The following is a 17,627-nucleotide window of genomic DNA, read 5'->3' as shown; positions in this document are numbered from 1 at the left end:
CCTCCTAGTTGGCGAACAGGCGCAGATCGGCCCGCGCATGACGCGCGGCCGCGATCTCGACGAGGGGAGTGAAGGATTCCAGGCGGATCGCATCCGGCGTGGCCGGTGTCTCGACGGGCTCGGCCAGCACCTCGGCCAGCACCGGCAGCACCTCGCCGACGACGCGCTGCGCCTCGATGGCACCGACTCCACCGAGGCGGATCGCGGCGGTCACCAGTCCTGCCAGGGTCTGGTACCCGGAGATCTGAGCTGCCGCGGCCTCGTCCAGTCCCAGTCCGCGCCACAGGACACCCTGGACCATAGCGAGATGACCGAACACCGTGCCGGCGGACAAGGCAGCGCGCAGCTCGGCGGCGCCAGGCGTTCCGAGACGCGCATGCGTCACGAGGAGCGAGGCCCCGTTTCGGCGGCTGCCCTGGCGCATCGTCTCGGCCAGGGTCGCGGCTTCGATGGCCTCGTCGATAGCTGCCAGCCGGACGAAGTCGCCGGTGGCGCGATGCGCGAGGGTCAGGGCGACGCGCTCGCTGCGTGCCCAGCGATGGCGCAGAATCGCGGTAACGGCTCGGGCCAATCCGTCCGCGCCGAAATTCGGCTCGAGGGCAGCAAGCCCCTCAATGCCGTTCGAGAAGGCAAAGCTTCCGCTCGGAAAGGCGGAATCCGCATGCTGGAGGGCGAGCAGAGCTGCCAGCATCAATGCGCCTGAACCGGGTCGACGACGGAATGGGTCAACCGGCCGTCCGTGGCGAGCGCGCCCAGCCTGACCAGATAGTCATCGACCGGTCCGTCGAGGGCGACGAGCAGTGCCTCGCCGTCGAAACGCACGCGCCAGTGCAGGTTGCCGGCGTGATAGCCGAGTTCCAGCGCATCGGCCTTGTCGCGTGCGACCAGCCGGAGCCAGCTTTGCTCTCCGACCCGGACCACCAGGGCATGGCCCTCGTCGAGAACGAGGACGGCTCCATCGAACAGGGTCTGATCCCGCGAGAGAGCAACAGCGACTTCCTCGCCGCCGACCGTGGTCGCCCTCAGCCGTCGGCGGGCGACATCGCTGCTCGGGATCGTGAGAACGTCGACCGCATGGTGGTGTTCGAGATGATGCAGTCGATGGGCGATCTCGGTGTCGTCCCGTCTTCCCAAGATCCGGTCGATGACCCGCATCGATAGCCTCTTCGTCGATTGGTCTGGTCGGCTGCCGCCTCTTGCATAACCCGAGCCGAGAGACGGGCGCCCATACGGACGCCTGTCAACGTTCCGCGGTCAGCCGCTTGAACAGGAAGATCTCAGCGCCCGAAGTCCCCTCAGAGACATTCGTCACACCGTGACGATCGACCAGCCAGGACCGGATCATGGCGGCGGCAGCAGGCGTGAGCGCCGGCTTCCAGAGCCAGACGTCTCCCGCCTCGTCGACACCGTTCTCCAGAAAGAGCGCCCGACGGGCATCGTCCGCGACGCCGACCGACCATTCGCGAAAATCCGCGCCGAACTCTTTGACGTAGCTGATGAATTCGAACTTGATCTGCTGGACGCTGTAGACCATCGGCTCAGCCCGGGATCGGGTTGATGCGGGCATCGGCTGGACCGATGCGGCGGCTCTGTGCACGCGTCATGCCAGCGCGCTTCTCTTCCGCCGACATCTCCTTGATGACGGCTTCGAGGGCGTTGAGCGCCGTGCCGACGCCGTGCTGCGCGGCCAGCGAAAGCCAGGCAAAGGCTTCGATCCGGTCCTTCTCGACACCGATGCCGTTCGCGTAGAGATGCCCGAGACGCGCCTGTGCGGGGTAATGTCCGGCCTCGGCCGCGGATCGGTAAAGCGAGGCGGCGCGTGCCGGATCTGCCAGCAGGCCGTCGCCCTTCGTCAGCATCGTTGCGAGGTTGTATTGCGCCATCACGTCGCCGCCCGCTGCCGCCTGTTCGAGCCAGCGCGCGCCTTCGCCGCGATCCTGCGCGACGCCCTGGCCCATGGCCAGCATGGCACCGACATTGGTTGCGGCCGCTACGTTGCCCTGCTCGGCAGCGCGCCGATACCAGCCGAATGCCTCGGTCAGGGACGACTCGACGCCGAAGCCGTTGGCGTAGTGCGCTCCGAGCCATGCTTGTGCTTCGGCCGCTCCGGCCTCGGCGAGAGGTCGCAATTGCGCGAGCGACTGGGCGTAATCGCCGGCGCGAAATGCCTCGATGGCCTTTGCGAGATTTTCGTCGACGGATGGCGTCGGACATGCCCGTGCGGATGACATGCTCATGGGTTCAGCGTCTCCTGCCTAAAGCTGTCGCGTAAAGAGGTTCGGTCGTGTCGATCTGCGGCCGTGCTCGGACCGCGGCAGCGAGCCGCCGATGGAGCCAGCGCTCGGCCGCGTTCGGAAACGGATGATGGGGCGCCACGCTGGTCTCCGGAGAGTCCAGCAGATCTCTTTGAAGCTCGGTCGCCTGGCGAGAGCGCGAGTCGAGTTCGGCAAGCCAGTCGACCGCACTGCGTGCCCTGCTCCCGAACAGGGCAATCCGGCACAGGGTCTCACCGAGGGCAGTCGGCTGGACGATGACGGCGCAGGTCTCGCCGCGCGCCGAAAACAGGATCAGGTTCGGAAACAGGACCCGCGCTTCGGCTGCCGTGCCATCCTTCAACCGCGTCGTCAGCCAGAGGCTGTCGCTCGTCGGCAGGGCGACGTCGCCGGCTGCGAACGCTCCAAGGAGCAGTTTCCAGTTGATCGGATATTCGCGGCGAATGGTCTGAATCGTCCCGATGGGGCCGGAGCTCTCGTCTTCGAAGGCGAGGTTCTGGAGCGGCTCGGAGGTCGCGCCGACGTCCAGGTTGACGAAGATCATCGACCCCGAAGTCCGCACCGCGACCGGCAGCAGCCGTTCCGGGCGCAAACCGAGATACTGGTGCATGGCGGGCGTCGGGCCACCATCCGACGTGGCCGCGATGGGCAGGCCGTCGCGGCTGTAGCCGCAGGCGGTGAAGGAGCAGCGCGTCTTTGTGCCCGTCTGGCACTGAAGCGGCACCGCTCGGCAGCCACCGTGCTGGGCCTTGTTGAAGCGTCCGACGAGGCCACCATCGGCTCGCTTTTGGACGTGGATGCCATGATGCCCGACGGTGAAGGGCAGAAGGTCGTTCGTCCTCGGGATTTCCTCCAGCGTCCCGATGCACACCCAGTTCCGCGTCCAGACGGCATCGTCCTCGAGGTTGGCGAAGGCGAGGGAGCGATAGGCCGTGGGCGGAAGATGCCGCGGCTCGGTGGGATTCAGCGCCGCGGCGAAGAAGGAGGCATCGGAGAGATCCCATCCATCAGCGGCGTGGCCGAGATCAGGCCGGTCCGCGATGAAGCCGGCCGCGGGCATGGTTTGGGGGGCAGCCGGGTGCGATCTGACAGACATCGGCGTTCCTGGAAGGGCATCCAAAGGACAGCGCAGGCGAAGAGAAATTGGACGAGAGGCGTGCGGGGCTTGCACCCCTCCCGTCCTCACCCCGCGCCCTCCCGGGAGAGCGCGGAGATCGATCGTGAGGATCAGGCCGGGAGAGGCTCGCCGCGAGCCTTGCGGCTCTGGTGCTCGACCGGGTTCGGATCGTAATCCGCGCGGCCCCGATGCTTGATGGAGCTCGCCGGCGGAGCGGGCAGCGGCCCATCCGTCGAGAAGCGATCGAGCACGTTCTTCACGAGCCGCGAGATGTTGTTTTCGCAGTTGTTCCAGGGCAGCGAGCCGCAGAACGCGATCGACGAGAAGGCGAAGCAGCCACCGCCGTTCGGCGTCTCGTGGAAGGCGATGTCGCCCCGCACACGCGGATGTGTCGTGCCGTCGAGGCCCTGCTGGTTGAAGCCGAAATCCTCCATGACGAGGAGGTAGGCCTCGGTGTGCCGCCCTGCTGAAGTCGCCACTGCCAGGGTATGGGGCGGCGAGCCGAGCATGGTATCGACGATGTCGAGCTCGAGACCGGCGGCGCCGCCGCCGACGAGACCGAAATTGCCGAGCTTCTCGTCGTAGCCGATGCCTTCGAAGGCCCAGGCCACGCGCTCATCGAGGCTGTCCGGTGTCCGCGAGAAGTAGGACGAGACGTCGAAGCCTTCCGAGGACATGCCGACACCCGCGACGGAGTGCAGGTAGCGGCCGCGGAAGCGCCACATGCCGCCGAGTTCACCGGTACCCTGGTGGTAATACTCGCCGGGATCCGCGCGCCAAGTCCGGATGCCGGATTCGCAGCGGCGCATCTCCGTGACGATGCCGCGGCCCTTCTCGGCATAGCCGGGATGGTAGGAGTGGACCCAGTACCAAGCGTCCGCGCCCATATACATCAGGCGACCGCCGCGCTGCGTATAGTTGTGGAGCGCGTCGAGCTGCGGCCCGGAATTGTGCTCGGGATGCGAGCCCGTGATGATGACGTTGTAGTTCTCGATCCGTGCGAGCCCGTCATAGGTGATGTCTTCGTCTGTGAAGACGTCGTAGTCGTAGCCCATCGTCTCCAGCCAGCAGATGAGGTGGAGATCGGCCGGGTATTGCCACGGCGCCTGTGCGAGGAAGTGATCGTATTTCGGCCGGATCGACAGGATCGGCCGCAGGCGCGACGAGATCGAGATACCGGTGCCGTCGGTGTGGGTGTCGTAGATCGAGCCGCCGTATTCGCGGTGCTCGGACAGGAACATGTTCTGCTCCTGCATGATCGGCACACGATAGATGAACAGCTCGGCGCCGCCGGCATTGCAGGCCACGTGCTCGTTCGCATAGGCCATGTAGCTGATGGTCGGGACCATGACGGCGATCTTGGCCGTCTCCTGACCCACGCGCGGCACCACCCAGAACGGGATGAAGTCCTCGTCACCGTCGGCCGTCGTCAGCTTGGCGCCGTAGAAGCGGCTCTTCACGCCGGTCTCGGGCACCGTCCATTCGAAGCCGGACACCCAGCGTGCGTCGTCGACGTCGTCGTCATGGAAGCTGATCGCGCCGTATTCCTGCGGAGCGTGCTTCCAATCGAAGTTCTGGCCCGACCAATTGTAGCCGGTCATGGCCCGGTTCGGGCAGTTCACCAGGGTCGCGTCGAAGCGATACGGGCCCTCGTCCTTGCAGAACAGCGTGTCGATGCCGGCAGAAAAGTTCCAGGCGGCGACGATGCACTCGGAGAGCTTGCCGGTCGGACCGCTGTTGCGGCGCTCGGTGAGGCCCGGCTGCGCACCGGCCTTCATCATCTCGATCTCGGCGCGCGAAAGCGCACGATTGCAGATGCGCGGGCTGTCGATCTTGCCGTTATACTTGCCGGCGAAGACCACGCCGGCCGGCTTCGAGGACTGGGCGAGCGGATCTTCCGGCGCCAGCTCCTCGACATAGGCCGCCAGGGCGACCGGGACCGGAGCGTGGGCAATGGCGAGCTTCAAGTTCGTCTCGACCGGCGCGATCTCCGGGTCGAGCGCGTAGACCACCTGAGGCTCGTGGTAGAGGACGACGTCGCCCGTCGCGGCATCGAAGGTGGCCGCGCAGAAGTGCCAGGCGTGATCGCGGATCGGCACGCCGGTGGTGATCCGGTGCTCGTTGATTCGGAGTTCGAGGCAGCCCTCCTCGTTGATGAAGAGGCCGTAGCCGCAATCGTCCGACCACTTGGTGACGAGGCCTTGGGCGCCGTGCTTCCAGTAGCGCGGATGGGTCTTGGGAGCCGTCGGCCAGACCCAGCACTGGAGCGTGAAGCTCTCGACGTTGAAGGCCTTCGCATCCGGCACATAGCCGTAGGAGCCGCCGTGGATGATCTGCTTCTGGCCCTTGTAGGTGCCGTTCACCGACGCCTCGATCGGCTTGTCGATGTAGCCGGGGCCGCGCGGGTTGGTGTCGCCGTTGATGATCTGGACGATCTCGACCTTGTACTCGGCCGGACCATCGCAGTTGACGTAGAACTTGATCGTATCACCGGGATGAACACCGAATTTGTCGGCGTATCCGGTCAACCTCATGTAACTCATCGGACCAATCCTCGATGAAGCGCGGACTTGCCTTGCGGGCGCGCCTTCGCCGGCCTTGAGCGCGGCCAAATTCGGTTATGGTGGCGGAGAGAAGACGGGCGGCAAATCAGGTGATCGGCCAGTTGTCGTCCTTGCGCTTCCAGCCTTCGTGGAAATCTTCCGGGAAGCCGTAGCTGTCCGAGAGCTCATCCAGACGCATCAGGAAGATCTCGTGCTGGATCTCCTGCTCGTCGGTGTAGATCTTGTCGTTGACGAACTCGGGCGGAACGCCCCGAACCCCCGACAACCGGCCAATCCGCCACTCCGCTTCGATCTTCGTGCAGATGACGATCAGTTTTCCCTTCGGGCTTTCGCCACGCATACGGAGCAGAACCCGCTTGAGAACCGGGTCCGCGTGCACACCGCCGGTCACCACTGTTGTGTCGCCGGGAGTTCCACACAGCAGGACGGAGTTGCCCGCCACGCCCTTCATGGAATCCATGCACGCCTTGTGCTCGTCGATCAGACGCTGGCGCTCCGGAGTGCCCTTCTTCGGAATCGGTTCCATTGCAATCCTCTTGGCTGAGGCGCCTCGAAGACGAGGCGCGGTCATGGGACGACCGGGCAAAGCGCGGCCGTTGCTTGCAGAGGAGGTGATTCCTTCTGTTTATCTCTGCGAATTCTAAACTACGCTCGGTTTAGACGTATCGTCAATCCATCTAGCTATTTCGTCTAGACATTTTGGCAGGCAGTTTATGCTCAGGATCTGTGCATTGAGGCTTGAGAGTGTGCAGTGGGGCGGTGAGGCTCGACCGCGCTCATCACCTCCAGGTCTTTGGGCTTGGCTGACATCCTCTCCCCGACGTTGCCGAGCGCCGAGCCCAGCGTCCCAAAGGTAACCGATCGCGTTTCGCTCAATGTCGTCCCGGTATGCCGCGCTTCGGCCAAGGCTTTGTCGGCCATCATCAACCTTGCCGCTGTTCCACTAGCCATCTGGCCGAATCGTCTAGATGTATTGACGGTCTGGCGTGCATTTTGCGAGCCAACTCATCCGGATGGTCGCTCAAGCTGTCCATCACCCCTTGGCAGCAAACTGTCATGGCGGGTAAGGCTGTTGGATTGGCGGTCCCGGGGAGGTGCCGCCGTCGCTTAGGGCACAGCGTATGACAGGGGCGGTCCTGCTCGCATGAAGATCCTCATCGCCGACGATCACTGGGTCGTGCGAGAATCCCTGAAGCAAGTATTGCGAGGCCTGCGACAATCGCTCGAACTGTTTGAGGCAGAGACGTTCGACGAGACCCAGGCGCTCCTCGAAGCGCATCCCGATGTCGACTTGATGCTCGTCGATCTCGTCATGCCCGGCTTCTCGGATTTCGACGGCTTGCGCCGGCTGCGCGCTTCGTTTCCCGACGTTCCCGTCGTCGTGATCTCCGTTCACGAGGACGTCGACCACGTCATGAGGTCGCTCGGGCACGGTGTGATCGGCTACATCCCGAAATCGTCCGGGGGCCAGGAGATCGAGCGCGCGCTCGAACGGGTGTTGGAGGGCGAGGTTTCATTTCCCCGACGCATCATCGAGCGGTCTGGCGGCGCCGCCGCACCTTCGGCTACGCCGCAGAACGGCCAGCATTTATCGGAGGGGCAAACGGTCGAGCGCGACATGGGCATGCTGACCGAGCGTCAGAGGGACATTCTCCTGTTGTTGGGCCAAGGCTACTCCGTGAAGCGGATTGCGTCGGAACTCGATCTCAGCAGCCATACGGTCCGCGTCCATCTCGGTAACGTCATGAAGAGCCTGAACATGCGGGATCGCGCGGAAGCCGTGCATTACGCGATCAGGCATTTCGGCCCGCTGGCGGCGACGGAACGTGGCTGACGAGCCGGATCTCGCAACGGATCGCCGCCTCGCCCTGGACCCGACTGTTCTGGCGGGACTGGATGCGCTGCCGAGCGGCATCGCCATCTGGCGGCCCGATCGACGTCTGGCCTATGCCAACGAAACGCTGCGGCGCACGCTCGGCATCACACCGACGGCAGGCGAACTCTTCGAAGACTTCATGGGTCGCCTCGCCCATTCCCGGGAGGTCGTGCTCGCGGATCCGGATCTCTGGGTACGGGAGGAGATCGCGGATTTCGGGATCGAGAAGTCTGCTGACTACATCCTCGCCGCCGGACTCGTCATGAACGTGACGCAGCGTCCGACGCGCGACGGCGGCCTATCGGCGACCTATTCCGACGTCACCGCGATGAAGCGCAACGAGCAGGCTCTGCGCGAAGCGAAGGAAGCCGCGGAGGCGACAGACGAGGCGAAGTCGCGCTTCCTGAGAGCCGCCAACCACGACCTTCGCCAGCCGCTCGCCTCCCTCAAGATCCTCATCTACAGCTGCATCCGCGAAGCCGACCAGGACGCCCGCGCCGAGATGCTGCACGCGATGAGCGTCGCGGCGCTGATCATGGAGGACCTGCTCGGTGCGCTCCTCCAGATCGGGCAGCTCGATGCAGGTCGGATCAAGCCGCGCATCACGAGCTTCCAGCTCTCCCAGCTCTTCGAGCGGCTCGACATCCCGTTCCGGCACCAGGCCGAGGAGAAGGGCCTGCGGCTGCGCTTCGTCACGCCGCGCGACACGATCGCCACCGACCGGGCCCTGCTCGAACGAATTCTCAGCAATTTCGTCGCCAACGCCATCCGCTTCACCGATGTCGGCGGTGTCCTGATCGGTTGCCGCAAGGAGGGAAAGCTCCTGCGCATCGAGGTCGTCGATACCGGGCGCGGCATCAAGGACGCGGATCGTGAGCGCGTCTTCGACGAGTTTTATCGCGTCACGGACGAGCGGCGCGGCGAGAAGACGGGGCTCGGCCTCGGCTTGAACATCGTCAAGCGGCTTGCCGACCTGCTAGAACTGCGCGTGCGGCTGAGATCCCGCCCGGGCCACGGCTCGATCTTCTCGGTCACCGTGCCCTTCGGCAACATCTGGCACAGCGAAGGCGGGGATGCCGAGATCAGCGAGGCCGTGGCCGGCGAGTTCGTCGGCGTTCCGGTGCTGCTCGTCGAGGATGACGACATCTTGCGCCGGAGCATGACGCAGTTGCTCCAGCGATGGGGAATCGAGGTTCACGCCGCCGCGACCGAGGACGAGGCGTTGCGATTGGCGCGCGGCGGCACGCGGGTTCGCCTGATCGTCGCCGACTACAACCTGACCAGCCGGACGGGTGTCGAGGTGGTGCGCGAGTTGCGAAAGGCGTTCGGCGCGGAGACGCCAGCCTTCATCGTCACCGCCGATGCCGAACCGAAAGTGCTCGAGGGTATCCGCGAGGCTGGACTGCCGGTTCTGATCAAGCCGGCGAGCCCGCCACGTCTGCGCGTTCTGATGCACAATCTCCTGTTCGAGCCGGGACAAGTCCGCCGGCCGGACTGATCGATGAGCGTGGGGCCAAGCGAGTGTCCGTCGAACTGCCGCCCATCCCGATCGGGAGCATGATCCCACTGACCGGGCCCTCCGCCGCCGACGGCGCGGAGTTCCGGAATGGGATGATCCTTGCCGTCGAGGAACTGAACGCCCAAGGCGGCCTGCTCGGGCGCAAGTTCCAGCCGATTTTCGTCGATACCTGCCGGCAGACCGCCGAGGAGGTCGTCGGGGCGGCACGCATGCTGATCGAGAAGCATCGGGTGCATGCGATCATCTGCGGCTACAATATCGGCCCCCAGAATTCCGAATACGAACCGATCGCCGACGCCGGGATCATCTACGTCCACGCCAACACGCTGCTGCAGCACCACGACACGGTGATGAGCGATCCGGAGCGCTACTTCGGGTGTTTCATGGCCGACCCGGCCGACTATTGGTACGGGCCCGGCTTCATCAAGTTCATTTCGTGGCTTCGCGATACCGGGCAATGGACGCCGAGTTCCGACCGACTGGCCATCATTGCCGGGTCGAAGCCGTACAGTATCGTCATTGCGCAATCGATGGCGGCCGCGGCGGCCGATTACGGCTGGCGGCTCTGCTTCGGCCCGAAGATCGTGCAGACGCCGACGACGCAGTGGCGGGAGATCATCGAGGAGGTTCGCGCCACCAACCCGGCCGTCGTCGCGAACACGCATTTCTACGCCGGCGATCTCGCGTATTTCCAACGGCAGTTCATGGACAACCCGATCGACTGCCTCGTCTACCTGCAATACGGAGCGATGCACCGGACCTTCGCGGACATCGCCCAGGAAGCGAGCGTCGGCATCATCGTGTCGTCCGTGATCGGTCTCCTCCGCGACGAGGTCGGGAAGAGTTTCGAGGCCCGCTACAATGCCCGCTTCGGCGAAGGCGCGAGCGCGACGATCGGCTGCCAATCCTACAGCAACATGCACCACTATGCGGTCGCCGCCGCCATGGCCGGAGGTTCGGGGGCTCCCGGCCATTTCGAGCAGAACCGCAAGGTCGCGCGGGCACTCAAGGGCATGATCTACCGGAGCGTGCACGGCACGATCCGGTATCATCCCGACTGGCAGGCCGCCGTGCCATACCCGGTCGTGACACACGACCCGTCACTCGGGATGCCGCACATTTTCTACCAGATCCACGACCACCGGAAGCCGCTCTCGATGATCGCGCCGGAGCCCTACAACACCGAGCGCTTCATCCTGCCGCCATGGATGAGCCGGCGCGGTGGCGTCCCGCGGCCGGCCGCCGTGAGCAGCCCGAGGCCGGGACGGCCGACCGACCGCATGTGACCGTGGCTGCCGTCCCCAGAAGGACGGCAATCTCGGTCAGATCGTCATGTGCCGGTTGATGAGCTCGTCCGTCATGTCGCCGATGGGACCACGCGCGACGATGCGGCCGTTCTCCATCATCAGGAAGGCATCGCCGAGCTTGCGCGCCACCTTGATGTGCTGCTCGGTCAGGATCAGCGTGATGCCGAATTCCTTGTTCAGGCGGCCGAGCGTCTGGCCGATCTCGGCGACGATGTTCGGCTGAATGCCTTCCGTCGGCTCGTCCAGCAGGAGAATCCGCGGGTTGGTCGCGAGCGCCCGTGCGATCGCCAATTGCTGCTGCTGGCCGCCCGAGAGCAGACCTGCCTTCCGGTGCAGGTTCTGGGCGAGATAGGGAAAGAGGCTCAGGCAGAGTTCGGGCACCTCCTCCTTGCCGTCGGTACGCGCGAACGTCCCGAGCAGGATGTTCTCCTTCACCGTGAAGTGCGGCAGGATCTGGCGCCCCTGCGGGATGTAGCCGAGGCCGTATTTCGCGCGCTTGTAGGTCGGGGCCTGGCCGATCGCATCGCCCGAGATACGGATCTCGCCGTTCGAGCGGTCCGTGAGGCCCATGATGGTGCGCAAGAGCGTCGTCTTGCCGACGCCGTTGCGGCCGAGGACGCAGAGGCACTCGCCTTCCGGCAGATCGAAGCCGATATCCTTCAGGATCGGCGTCTTGCCGTAATAGGACGTGACGTTTCCGAGCGAAAGCAGCACGGTCAGATCTCCGGTTCGCCGAGATAGACTTCCCGCACCTTCGGGTTGTTCTCGATTTCACTGAGCTTCCCCTGGGCGAGAAAGCTCCCCATGTGCATCACGGTCACCACGTCCGCGATCTCGCGCACGAAGCTCATGTCGTGCTCGACGACGATGAGGGTGTGGTTCTTCTTGAGCTGATTGAGGAAAACGATCGTCTTCTCGATTTCGGACTCGGTCATCCCGGCAACGGGTTCGTCGAGCAGGAGGATGGCCGGGTTCTGCATTAGGACCATGCCGATCTCGAGCCACTGCGTCTCGCCATGGGAAAGAAAGCCCGCCTCAACGTCGAGCCGGTCCTTCAGCCCGGTCAACGTCGCGACCTCGTCGAGCCGCGACTTGAAGCCCGCCGGCTGTCGCCGGAACATGTTCCGGAAGGGATTGACCTCCTGCGAATACGAGACCTCGAAGTTCTGGCGCACACTCAGTTCCCGGAAGACCGCCGGAACCTGGAACTTTCTGCCGATGCCGCGCTGGGCGATTTCGTGCTCGCCCAGTCCGGTGATGTCGTCGTTGCGCAGGACGATCTTGCCCGAGGTGGGCTTCTGACGCCCGGTGATCAGGTCCATCGTCGTGGTCTTGCCGGCGCCGTTCGGTCCGACGAGGCAGCACAAGGTGAGCTCCGTCACGTCGAGGCTGAAGTCGTTGATGACGTGCGTGCCGCCGAAGCTCTTGTGAAGGTTGTGGATTTCGAGAACACCCATCGTCTTGTCCTCACTTGGCCGGAGCGCCGACGGCGTGGGGGGGCGCAATGGGATCGGGTTGCCGCGGTTGGCGGCTTGCCGCCATGCCGAGGATCTTTTCGAGCAGCCCCGCCAAGCCGCGCGGCAGGAAACGCACGACGAGGATGAAGAAGCCGCCGAGCAGCAGGAGCCAGGTGTTGAGGAACTGGTCGCCCAGATAGCTCTGGCCTCCCTGGATCATCAGCGCGCCGAGGATGGCGCCGAGCAACGACAATCGTCCGCCGATCCCGGCCCAGATCACCATGGTGATGCTGAAGGTGACGTCGAGCTGGGCGGGCGACACGTACTGCACCAGCATCACCCAGAGGCAGCCGGCAATCGCCGCAATCAGCCCTGAGATGGTGTAGATGACCGTCTCGTAGAGGGCGACGTTGTAGCCGAGGAAGCGCACGCGCTCCGGGTCACCGCGGAGTGCCTGGACGACGAGCCCGAACTTGCTGTGCGTCAGCAACTTCGAGGCGACGGTCGTCAGGATGAGCAGGATGAGGACGGTCCAGTACGCCTTGGAGCTGTACGGATCGATCTCGGTTCCGAAGATCTGCAGGGCGGCCGGCGGCGAGATCCCGTTGACGCCGTTGGTGTAGGGCTGCATGTCGAGGATCAGCGTGTTGAGAGCGCTAAGCATCGCGAGCGTCATGATCGCGATGAACGGTCCCGAGACGCGGGCGCGAAACATCAGGCTTCCGAAGATCACGTAGAACAGCGTCGGCACGAACAGCGCCAGGAAGATGCCGAAGCCCGTGTTCCAGAAGGGCTCCCAGAAGAACGGCAGATGTTCGAGGCTGTTATTCGCCATGAAGGGCGGCAGCGGGTTCGATGCGTCCTGAGACTGCATCTGCATCGTCATGGCCATGCCGTAAGCGGCCAACCCGAAGGCGATACCCTGACCGAGGTTCAGGATGCCACCGAAGCCCCAGGACAGGCTGATCGACAGAGCCAGCATCGCGTAGACGCCGTAGGTAGCGAACTGATTGAGGAGAAAGCCATCGCTGACGAAGGTCGGAATGGCTGCGAGGCCAAGGAAGAAGGCGGCGTAGACCGCCCACTGAGCCGTCCTGTTGTGGAAGAGGTTGTTGGTCATCGATCTGTACTGATCTTTCGGAGAACTCAACGACGCGCCTTGGCGACGGCGAAGAGACCGCGCGGCCGAAACCGCAGGAAGACGACGATGAGCACGTAGAGAAGGAAGCGTGCGAAGGTGTCGTTCGAGACCATCGCGAAGATGGAGTGCAACTCACCGGTGAGGCCCGAGGCGGCGACACTTCCGAGCAGAGTTCCGCCGCCGACGACGACCACGAGGAAGGCCTGAACCACATAGGCCGTGCCCATCGTCGGGAGGACGATCGCCAGCACGCCGAACAGGCACCCGGCCATGCCGGCGAGGCCGGCCCCTATGGCGAAGGTCGTCATGTAGACGCGATCCGCGTTGATGCCGAAGGAGGCCGCCATCTCCTTGTTCTGCATCACGGCACGCACCTGCATGCCGAACCGTGTCCGGTAGAAGAGGTAGACGGTGCCGGCGACGACTGCCGCCGTGAAACCGAAGACGAAGATCCGGAAGACCGAGAGGCTCACGAAGCCGATCTCGACGTTGCTCTGGAAGATCTCCGGGACGGAGACGTATTTCGGGTCACTGCCGAAGAGGATGCGCACGCCCTGCATCAGGACCAGAGACACGCCCCATGTCGCGAGAAGCGTGTCGAGCGGGCGATGGTAGAGATATCGGATCAAGCCTCTTTCGATCACCAACCCGATTGCCCCCACGACGATGAAGGAGGCCGGGATGCACAGAAGGAAGGGCAGCCCAAAGAAGCTTTGCAGCACGTACGACGTATAGGCGCCAAGCATGAGAAATTCGCCGTGGGCCATGTTGATGACGCCGACGGTTCCGTAAATGATCGTCAGTCCGATCGCCGCGATCAGCCAAATGCTGGCGATGCTCAAACCGAGGATCAGCGCATTCACGACGGACGCGAATTCGATGTGGGGCACGCTGCCTCCGCAATTGTATCTTGAATTCGACCGGCAAGAACGATGCCGATCAGGCCTGCGCCAGCCTCGCAGGAGGGTTTCCCGCGAGGCTGGCGGCTGTGCTTTTGATGGTCAGATGACGTTCTTGCGTGCCTTGCCGTCGGGGGCGACGAGGCCGTCGGCCGTGCACTTTCCGGAATTCGGGTAGATCGAATACGGGTCCGGGGCGACGTGCTCGGCAGCCTGGTAGACGGTCTTGAAGCTGCCGTCGGCCTGGCACTGGCCGATCTTGGGCTTCAGCCAGGTGTTGAAGTTGTCACCGTCGATCCAGATCAGACCTTCCGGCGAGATGTCGTCCTCGACCCGGATACCGCCGCTCACGTCGCGGATCATACGAGACGTGACCTCCTCGATGTTGCCGGTCTTCTTGAGAGCCTTCTCGAGGCCATACTTGAAGACGTAGGCCGAGAGGTAGGTCTCTTCCATGTTGTAGTGCGTGCTGCCGTTTTTCCCGTATTTGCTCTTGAGGAAGTTCTCGACGAACTTCACGTTCGTCGGATTTTCGAGCGTTTGGAAGTACGGCGCCGAGAGGAAGTGACCCGCGCCGACATCGGCCCCCATCGCCTTGGTTTCGATCTCACCGGTGGTGAGCGAGGCGATCGGCATCGAGTCGACCTTGAAACCCTCCTGCTTGAACTGCTTGTGGAATGCGATGTCAGAGGCGCCGACGACGGTCGAGAAGATGAAGTTCGGCTTGGCGTCGCGGATTTTGTTCAGGACGGGACCGAACTCGGAGCTGCCGAGGGGAATGTACTCTTCGCCGAGCAGCTCGCCGCCGGCATTCTGAAGCCAGATCTTGGCGTTCTTGTTGGACTCCTTCGGCCAGACATAGTTCGAGCCGACGAAGAAGCACTTCTTGCCGAAGTTCTTGACCATGAACGGGATCAGGTCCTTCGAATGCTGGTTTGCCAGCGGACCCGTGCAGATCGTGTTCTGGGTGCATTCGGCACCCTCGTAGCAGGTCGGGTAGTAGAGCAGGTTGTTCTGCTGCATGACGATCGGCAGGATCGCCTTGCGGCTGGCCGAGGTGTAGCAGCCGAACAGCGCGATCACTTTCTCCCGCAGGATGAGCTCTTTCGCCTTCTCCGAGTAGACGTTAAAGTCTGATTTCGCGTCGATGATGATCGGCTTGATCTCGTGGCCGGCAATGCCACCGTTCTTGTTGATCTCCTCAATCGCGTATTGCATCACGAGGGTCGAATCTTCCTCCGGCACCGCGAGCTGACCGGTCAGAGAGAACAGCAGGCCGACCTTGATCGGTTCGCCCTTCTTGAGTGTCGCACCCCAGGCTTCGCGAGATGTCGGAAGCCACAGATGCGGGGCGGCGACCGCTGCCGCAGCCAGCGTCGACCCTTTCAATATTCTACGACGCGTGATGTCCATCTTCGTCTCCTGCAAGACAGCCGGCAGCAGCCCGCGCAATGCGAGCCAACAGGCGTTGCGTCTCCGGCACTATTTTGTCTTGATGAGAAAAGCTGACATGAGGGGGGCAACCCGTCAACGCGCAGCCTGGAGAAACGCTATGCTTTCGCTGCGCGAAAAACAGGCACCTGCAAATATAGCGTGGCATATTTGCAAGAGATGAGCTTTGCCACAGCGCGCGCAGAAGTAGGCAGTTGACCGTTCAAACCTTGCGGTGCGAACTTTGAAGTCATGCTGGCCAATCAGCGCATTGCTTGATGCAATGTGTACCTAGGCTGTGCAGCCACAGGTGGAATAAACTCGGATGTGTGTTCATTCTTGAATTCGCGCAAACCGCGAAAGCAGGCGTGACGGGGCAGCCATCCAGAGAAGCACCAAACGACCAAAAGGGAGACGGATCGATCCGGCGCTGCGCTCTGCAGCATCGGGCAATGATCACGGCTGTCTGGTCGATCTTCTGGAGGGTTTGGCACAATGAAGATTTGTCGAAAAATCGATCACGGCTCAACGCGCTCGCCGATAAGGAAGCGCCTGATTGGGTTCGTTGCCGCTGCCGCCTTGGGCCTGTTGGCCCCGGGAGCCCACGCCCAAACGGCATCTGCTGTTGAGAAAGCGAGCAGGCAGACGGCGCCTCGGACGTCTCCGGCGAAGGTTCAGAAGGCGGCGGCTCCGGTCCGGGTCGGTCCTCTGGCCGACTGGGCCAACGGCATGGCCGCGGCCGGCTTCACCTTCGACGTCAACATGTACGACTTCTACCAGGCCAATCCCTCGGCCGGCCTGAGAACCGGAAACCAGTCCAACTCGGCCTATTTCGTGCTGAGCATGACCGCCGACATGCAGAAGCTCGCCGGCATCGCGGGCGGTTCGATCAACTTCACCGAGACCTTCTTCGGCCTGGTGCGCAACACCAACCTCGCCGGCGCGATCGGCGACACCACGATGGGCTACCAGCCGCCCTTCACCCCCAACGACACCCGCCTGTCGCTGCTGACCTACCAGCAGAAGCTGCTCGACGACCGCCTCGTGGTCGAGTTCGGCCGCACCCATCCGGGTCGCTATTACGGGCTCCCGAACTGCAACTCGATCAATACCTGCTTCCAGGACCTGTTCTACTTCAATGCCGGATTCACCTCGCCGCTGTTCGGCGTCTGGGGCGGCAACGTCTCCTACAAGCTCTCGGAGAACACCTACATCCAGGCCGGCGCCTTCACCGTGAACCCGGGCACCAACTTCCTGTCCGGCTATGACTGGGGCTACGAGCAGATCGCCGGTGCGCTGGTCATGTCCGAGATCGGCTACAAGACCGACTACACCCAGGAGGCCTATCCGACCCGGATCTCGCTGACCGGCTTCTACAACACCGCCGATCACGACGATAACTTCCGCACGATCTTCGGCACGGCCAAGGGCCTCAACCCCGGTGCCCCGGTGCTGCAGAGGCAGGGCACCTCGGGCATCGTGCTCACCGCCAGCCAGACGGTCTGGCGCGCCGATGGCGGCCTCGAGCTCAACCCGCATCCCACGGCGCTGGTGCTCTATACCGGGACCGGCGGCGCTCTCGACTCGACGATCCCGATCCAGTTCAACTCGTTCTTCGGCGTCATGCTGCAGGCGCCCGACCAGAGCCGGCCGAACGACACCTACGGCCTGAAGATGAACTACCAGCGGATCGCCGACGACTACGCGACCTTCCTGTCCCAGGCCAACCTCACCGCAGGCGGCACCGGCCGGGGCTTCTCTCGCGACAAGTTCATCTTCGAGGCCAATGCCCACTTCGACTTCGGCCGCGGCATCGCCCTCGAGCCGGCCGTCCAGTACCTCGTCAACGGCAACAGCTTCTTCGATCCCTATACCGCGCGCCGCCCCAAGGACGGCTGGTACGGCGGCTTCACCCTCATCGTCCCGATCGGAACCCTCCTCGGCCTCGCACCAGGCTGAGGACGACACAAAGGCAAAGAGCCGGGCCGCGCAGGTCGCGCGGCCCACTCCAGCACGCGGCATCGAGACGGCGGACCGGATCGA

16 protein-coding genes are annotated in these 17,627 nt (G+C 63.8%); 4 read left to right on the top strand and 12 right to left on the bottom strand.

Features of this window, described 5'->3' with window-relative positions; translation table 11 throughout:
* Positions 1–4 precede the first annotated feature (4 nt).
* From GGR33_RS20755 to GGR33_RS20725, 7 genes are all read right to left on the bottom strand, one after another.
* Positions 5–691: an urease accessory protein UreF gene (locus tag GGR33_RS20755; RefSeq protein WP_183508788.1), complete on the bottom strand. Its 687-nt coding sequence runs from the start codon at positions 689–691 to the stop codon at positions 5–7.
* Positions 691–1,155, bottom strand: a complete 465-nt coding sequence (ureE, locus tag GGR33_RS20750; RefSeq protein WP_183508786.1) for an urease accessory protein UreE — start codon at positions 1,153–1,155, stop codon at positions 691–693. The genes GGR33_RS20755 and ureE overlap by 1 nt, the downstream gene beginning before the upstream one ends.
* 85 nt (positions 1,156–1,240) lie before the next feature.
* Complete coding sequence (locus GGR33_RS20745; RefSeq protein WP_183508784.1) at positions 1,241–1,534, bottom strand: hypothetical protein; 294 nt, start codon at positions 1,532–1,534, stop codon at positions 1,241–1,243.
* Positions 1,535–1,538: 4 nt separating this feature from the next.
* Complete coding sequence (locus tag GGR33_RS20740) at positions 1,539–2,231, bottom strand: tetratricopeptide repeat protein (protein WP_183508967.1); 693 nt, start codon at positions 2,229–2,231, stop codon at positions 1,539–1,541.
* A gap of 10 nt (positions 2,232–2,241) precedes the next feature.
* Positions 2,242–3,333: a Rieske (2Fe-2S) protein gene (locus GGR33_RS20735; RefSeq protein ID WP_183508965.1), complete on the bottom strand. Its 1,092-nt coding sequence runs from the start codon at positions 3,331–3,333 to the stop codon at positions 2,242–2,244.
* 167 nt (positions 3,334–3,500) lie between these two features.
* Entirely contained in the window at positions 3,501–5,924 is a 2,424-nt protein-coding gene (locus GGR33_RS20730; RefSeq protein ID WP_246413327.1) for a LamG domain-containing protein, read from the bottom strand.
* 115 nt (positions 5,925–6,039) lie between these two features.
* Positions 6,040–6,480, bottom strand: coding sequence for a N,N-dimethylformamidase alpha subunit family protein (locus GGR33_RS20725; protein WP_183508779.1), 441 nt, complete (start codon positions 6,478–6,480; stop codon positions 6,040–6,042).
* Between the two features lie 618 nt (positions 6,481–7,098).
* Here GGR33_RS20725 and GGR33_RS20720 point away from each other — a divergent pair.
* The 3 genes from GGR33_RS20720 to GGR33_RS20710 are packed head-to-tail and all read left to right on the top strand — an operon-like array spanning position 7,099 to position 10,635.
* On the top strand, positions 7,099–7,788 hold the full coding sequence (locus GGR33_RS20720) for a response regulator (RefSeq protein ID WP_183508777.1): 690 nt from the start codon (positions 7,099–7,101) through the stop codon (positions 7,786–7,788).
* Positions 7,781–9,328: a hybrid sensor histidine kinase/response regulator gene (locus GGR33_RS20715; RefSeq protein ID WP_284211829.1), complete on the top strand. Its 1,548-nt coding sequence runs from the start codon at positions 7,781–7,783 to the stop codon at positions 9,326–9,328. Before GGR33_RS20720 ends, GGR33_RS20715 begins: the two co-directional genes overlap by 8 nt.
* 23 nt (positions 9,329–9,351) lie before the next feature.
* Positions 9,352–10,635: an ABC transporter substrate-binding protein gene (locus GGR33_RS20710; protein WP_284211830.1), complete on the top strand. Its 1,284-nt coding sequence runs from the start codon at positions 9,352–9,354 to the stop codon at positions 10,633–10,635.
* Positions 10,636–10,671: 36 nt separating this feature from the next.
* Here the strand turns inward: GGR33_RS20710 and urtE are convergent, their stop codons facing one another.
* The 5 genes from urtE to GGR33_RS20685 form a co-directional block, all read right to left on the bottom strand.
* Positions 10,672–11,370 (bottom strand): urea ABC transporter ATP-binding subunit UrtE, encoded by a 699-nt coding sequence (gene urtE / locus GGR33_RS20705; RefSeq protein WP_183508773.1) that lies wholly within the window; start codon positions 11,368–11,370, stop codon positions 10,672–10,674.
* A 2-nt stretch (positions 11,371–11,372) separates the two neighbouring features.
* Entirely contained in the window at positions 11,373–12,113 is a 741-nt protein-coding gene (gene urtD / locus GGR33_RS20700) for an urea ABC transporter ATP-binding protein UrtD (protein WP_183508771.1), read from the bottom strand.
* A gap of 10 nt (positions 12,114–12,123) precedes the next feature.
* Positions 12,124–13,233 carry an urea ABC transporter permease subunit UrtC gene (gene urtC / locus GGR33_RS20695; protein ID WP_183508769.1) on the bottom strand — a complete coding sequence of 370 codons (1,110 nt, stop codon included), beginning with the start codon at positions 13,231–13,233 and terminating at the stop codon, positions 12,124–12,126.
* Between the two features lie 26 nt (positions 13,234–13,259).
* Positions 13,260–14,135, bottom strand: coding sequence for an urea ABC transporter permease subunit UrtB (urtB, locus tag GGR33_RS20690; protein ID WP_183508961.1), 876 nt, complete (start codon positions 14,133–14,135; stop codon positions 13,260–13,262).
* A 120-nt stretch (positions 14,136–14,255) separates the two neighbouring features.
* On the bottom strand, positions 14,256–15,566 hold the full coding sequence (locus GGR33_RS20685; protein WP_183508768.1) for a transporter substrate-binding domain-containing protein: 1,311 nt from the start codon (positions 15,564–15,566) through the stop codon (positions 14,256–14,258).
* A 513-nt stretch (positions 15,567–16,079) separates the two neighbouring features.
* Here GGR33_RS20685 and GGR33_RS20680 point away from each other — a divergent pair.
* Entirely contained in the window at positions 16,080–17,543 is a 1,464-nt protein-coding gene (locus GGR33_RS20680) for a carbohydrate porin (RefSeq protein ID WP_183508767.1), read from the top strand.
* Positions 17,544–17,627: the final 84 nt, after the last annotated feature.

It is taken from the genome of Methylobacterium brachythecii, assembly GCF_014196345.1.
In the GTDB taxonomy this organism is placed as follows: domain Bacteria; phylum Pseudomonadota; class Alphaproteobacteria; order Rhizobiales; family Beijerinckiaceae; genus Methylobacterium; species Methylobacterium brachythecii.
The sequence above is the reverse complement of the archived record's forward strand: the minus strand, read 5'-3'. Positions and strand labels throughout refer to the sequence as shown.

Excerpts from the sequence above, each read along its gene's own strand:
- GGR33_RS20680 (WP_183508767.1), top strand. The coding sequence starts at position 16,080 with ATGAAGATTTGTCGAAAAATCGATCACGGCTCAACGCGCTCGCCGATA.
- GGR33_RS20745 (WP_183508784.1), bottom strand. The coding sequence starts at position 1,534 with ATGGTCTACAGCGTCCAGCAGATCAAGTTCGAATTCATCAGCTACGTC.
- GGR33_RS20725 (WP_183508779.1), bottom strand. The coding sequence starts at position 6,480 with ATGGAACCGATTCCGAAGAAGGGCACTCCGGAGCGCCAGCGTCTGATC.
- urtC (WP_183508769.1), bottom strand. The coding sequence starts at position 13,233 with ATGACCAACAACCTCTTCCACAACAGGACGGCTCAGTGGGCGGTCTAC.
- GGR33_RS20740 (WP_183508967.1), bottom strand. The coding sequence starts at position 2,231 with ATGTCATCCGCACGGGCATGTCCGACGCCATCCGTCGACGAAAATCTC.
- GGR33_RS20685 (WP_183508768.1), bottom strand. The coding sequence starts at position 15,566 with ATGGACATCACGCGTCGTAGAATATTGAAAGGGTCGACGCTGGCTGCG.
- ureE (WP_183508786.1), bottom strand. The coding sequence starts at position 1,155 with ATGCGGGTCATCGACCGGATCTTGGGAAGACGGGACGACACCGAGATC.
- urtD (WP_183508771.1), bottom strand. The coding sequence starts at position 12,113 with ATGGGTGTTCTCGAAATCCACAACCTTCACAAGAGCTTCGGCGGCACG.
- GGR33_RS20735 (WP_183508965.1), bottom strand. The coding sequence starts at position 3,333 with ATGCCCGCGGCCGGCTTCATCGCGGACCGGCCTGATCTCGGCCACGCC.
- GGR33_RS20730 (WP_246413327.1), bottom strand. The coding sequence starts at position 5,924 with ATGAGGTTGACCGGATACGCCGACAAATTCGGTGTTCATCCCGGTGAT.
- GGR33_RS20755 (WP_183508788.1), bottom strand. The coding sequence starts at position 691 with ATGCTGGCAGCTCTGCTCGCCCTCCAGCATGCGGATTCCGCCTTTCCG.
- GGR33_RS20720 (WP_183508777.1), top strand. The coding sequence starts at position 7,099 with ATGAAGATCCTCATCGCCGACGATCACTGGGTCGTGCGAGAATCCCTG.